The 2,793-nt window shown below is 68.8% G+C and carries 2 protein-coding genes; both read left to right on the top strand.

From position 1 onward, the window contains the following. Nucleotides 1-1,740 (top strand): pilus (MSHA type) biogenesis protein MshL (mshL, locus tag B2R83_RS02565; RefSeq protein WP_307189148.1); only part of this gene is annotated, 1,740 nt, incomplete at its 5' end. Further along, nucleotides 1,740-2,630 carry an ExeA family protein gene (locus B2R83_RS02560; protein WP_036214859.1) on the top strand — a complete coding sequence of 297 codons (891 nt, stop codon included), beginning with the start codon at nt 1,740-1,742 and terminating at the stop codon, nt 2,628-2,630. The genes mshL and B2R83_RS02560, both read left to right, overlap by 1 nt. The last annotated feature ends 163 nt before the right edge of the window (nt 2,631-2,793 follow it).

Here is a 2,793-nt window from a genome sequence, read left to right as displayed (position 1 = left end):
GCCGGCGCGCTGCTGCTCGCCGGCTGCCAGACCGGTTCGCAGCACGAGACCTATGACGCGATCGGCAAGGAGATGGCCAAGGCCCAGGCCAGGCCCGCCGCCGCGCCCGCGGTCGACGATGCCGTCGCCGCGGCGCTGCTGCCGCCGGCCAGCGCGCTGGCCAGTCAGCTGCCCAAGGCGCGTCCGGCACTGGAGGAGCGCTTCAACGTCGCGTTCAACAATGTGCCGGCGCAGCAGTTCTTCCGCTCGATCGTGGCCGGGACCCGCTACAACATGCTGGTCCATCCAGAGGTCTCGGGCAACATCAGCGCCAACCTGAAGGACGTGACCATCGCCGAGACCCTGGAAGCGATCCGCGACATGTACGGCTACGACTACAGGATCGACGGCACCCGCATCACGATCCGTCCGCTGACGATGCAGACCCGGATGTTCCAGGTGAACTACCTGACCGCCAAGCGCCGCGGCACCTCGAACCTGCGGGTCAGCTCGACCTCGGTGGCGGACGCGGGCCGGGACGGCAGCGGCAACCGCAACAACACCGGCAGCGGCCAGGGCAACCAGGGCAATGACAGCGGTTCGAACACGCTTGGCGGCGGCAGCGTGCAGCTCGACAGCACCGACATCCGCACCACCTCCGACAACGATTTCTGGAGCGAGCTGAAGGCCGCGCTGGAAGCCATCGTCGGCTCGAAGGAGGGCGGGCGCAGCGTGGTGATCAGCCCGCAGTCGGGGGTGCTGGTGATCCGCGCCATGCCGGAAGAGCTGCGCAGCGTCGACGCCTACCTCAAGGCCACCCAGCTGGCGGTCGACCGCCAAGTGATCCTGGAAGCCAAGATCCTCGAGGTGGAGCTGAACGACAGCTTCCAGAGCGGCATCAACTGGGCTTCGTTCGCCTCGATCAGGAGCTCGCACCCGAACCGGGTCTCGGGCGGGATGATCGCGCCGGGCGCCAACCTGGCGCCGCTGCCCTATACCGGCGGCCAGCCGCCACCCATCAACAACGGCCAGGGCCTGGCGGCCAGCACCGGCTTCTCACTGTCGAACGCGGCCACCGCGGCCGGGTCGCTGTTCGGCTTCGCCTTCCAGACGAATAATTTCGCGGCCCTGATTTCCTTCCTGGAGTCGCAGGGCCAGGTGCACGTGCTGTCCAGCCCGCGCGTGGCGGCGATGAACAACCAGAAGGCGGTGCTCAAGATCGGCACCGACGAGTTCTTCGTCACCGGCGTGACCAACACCGTCAACACCACCGACAACGGCACCACCAATACCCCGAGCGTGACCCTGCAGCCCTTCTTCTCGGGCGTGGTGCTGGACGTGACGCCGCAGATCGACGACAAGGGCAACATCCTGCTGCACGTGCACCCTTCCGTGAGCCAGGTCTCTACGGTGACCAAGAACGTCGACCTCGGTTCGGCCGGCACCCTGACCTTGCCGCTCGCGGCCTCGGCCACCTCGGAGCTGGACAGCTATGTGCGCGGCCAGAGCGGCCAGGTGGTCGCGATCGGTGGCCTGATGCGCCAGGTATCGAGCGGCGACGTCGACCAGCTGCCCGGCGCGAGCAAGGTGCCGGTGCTGGGCGCGCTGTTCCGCAACAAGACCCGCATGAGCCAGAAACGCGAGCTGGTGGTCCTGATCAAGCCGACCATCGTCGACGGCGCCAACGACTGGAGCCAGGACCTGCTGGACGCGAGCCGCCGCATCGAGGCGCTGGATCCGCGCACCCGGGAGCGCCGCTGATGTACGCGGCCCACTTCGGCTTGCGTGAGCTGCCCTTCGGGATCACCCCGGACACCAGCTTCTTCTTCGGCAGCGCGCGCTCGCAGGAAGCGCTGAACACGCTGCTGGTGGCGGCGCGCAGCGGCGAAGGCTTCATCAAGATCACGGGCGAGGTCGGCACCGGCAAGACCCTGCTGTGCCGCAAGTTCATGGCGACGCTGGGCGAGGGCTTCGTGACCGCCTACATCCCGAACCCCTACCTGGAGCCGCGTACCCTGATGCTGGCCCTGGCCGACGAGCTGGAACTCGATCTCGCGCGCGACGTCGACCAGCACCAGGTGCTCAAGGCGATCAACCTGCGCCTGCTCGAACTCGCGGGCCAGGACCTGCGCGTGGTGCTGTGCCTGGACGAGGCGCAGGCCATTCCCGTGGAGAGCCTGGAAGCCCTGCGCCTGCTCACCAACCTGGAAACCGAGAAGCGCAAGCTGCTGCAGATCGTGCTGTTCGGCCAGCCGGAACTGAACCGCAAGCTGGAACTGGAATCGATCCGCCAGCTGGCCCAGCGCATCACCTTCCACTACCACCTGGGCGCGCTCAGCCGCGACGACATGGACTATTACGTGGCGCACCGCCTGCGCGTGGCCGGCTTCACCGGCGCGCGCCTGTTCTCGCGCGCGGCGATCCGCGGGCTGTACCGCGCCAGCGGCGGCGTGCCGCGCCTGGTGAACATCATGGCGCACAAGGCCCTGATGCTCAGCTACGGCGAGGGCAAGCGCGAGGTGGCGGGCAGCCACGTGGCGACGGCGGCGCGCGATACGATCGGCGTCGGGCGCACCATCTGGACCTGGCTGCTTGGCGGCGCCGCGGTGTTCTCGACCGCCGCCGGCCTGGCATGGGTGTTTGCACGATGAGTCTCATCAACCGGATGCTGCAGGACCTGGACGCACGCGCCGGACAGCCCGGAGCGGCGCCGCTGCCGTCCGACGTGCGGCCGGTGCCGGCGCCCGCGCGCGGCTGGCCATTGAGCCGGGTCGCCATCGCCGCCGGGGTCGCGGCGGTCGTGACGGCTGCGGG

The organism is Massilia sp. UBA6681, assembly GCF_002454935.1.
GTDB classification, from domain to species: Bacteria; Pseudomonadota; Gammaproteobacteria; order Burkholderiales; family Burkholderiaceae_D; genus Telluria; species Telluria varians.
Note: the sequence above shows the minus strand (reverse complement) of the source record. Positions and strands in the feature narration are given on the sequence as shown.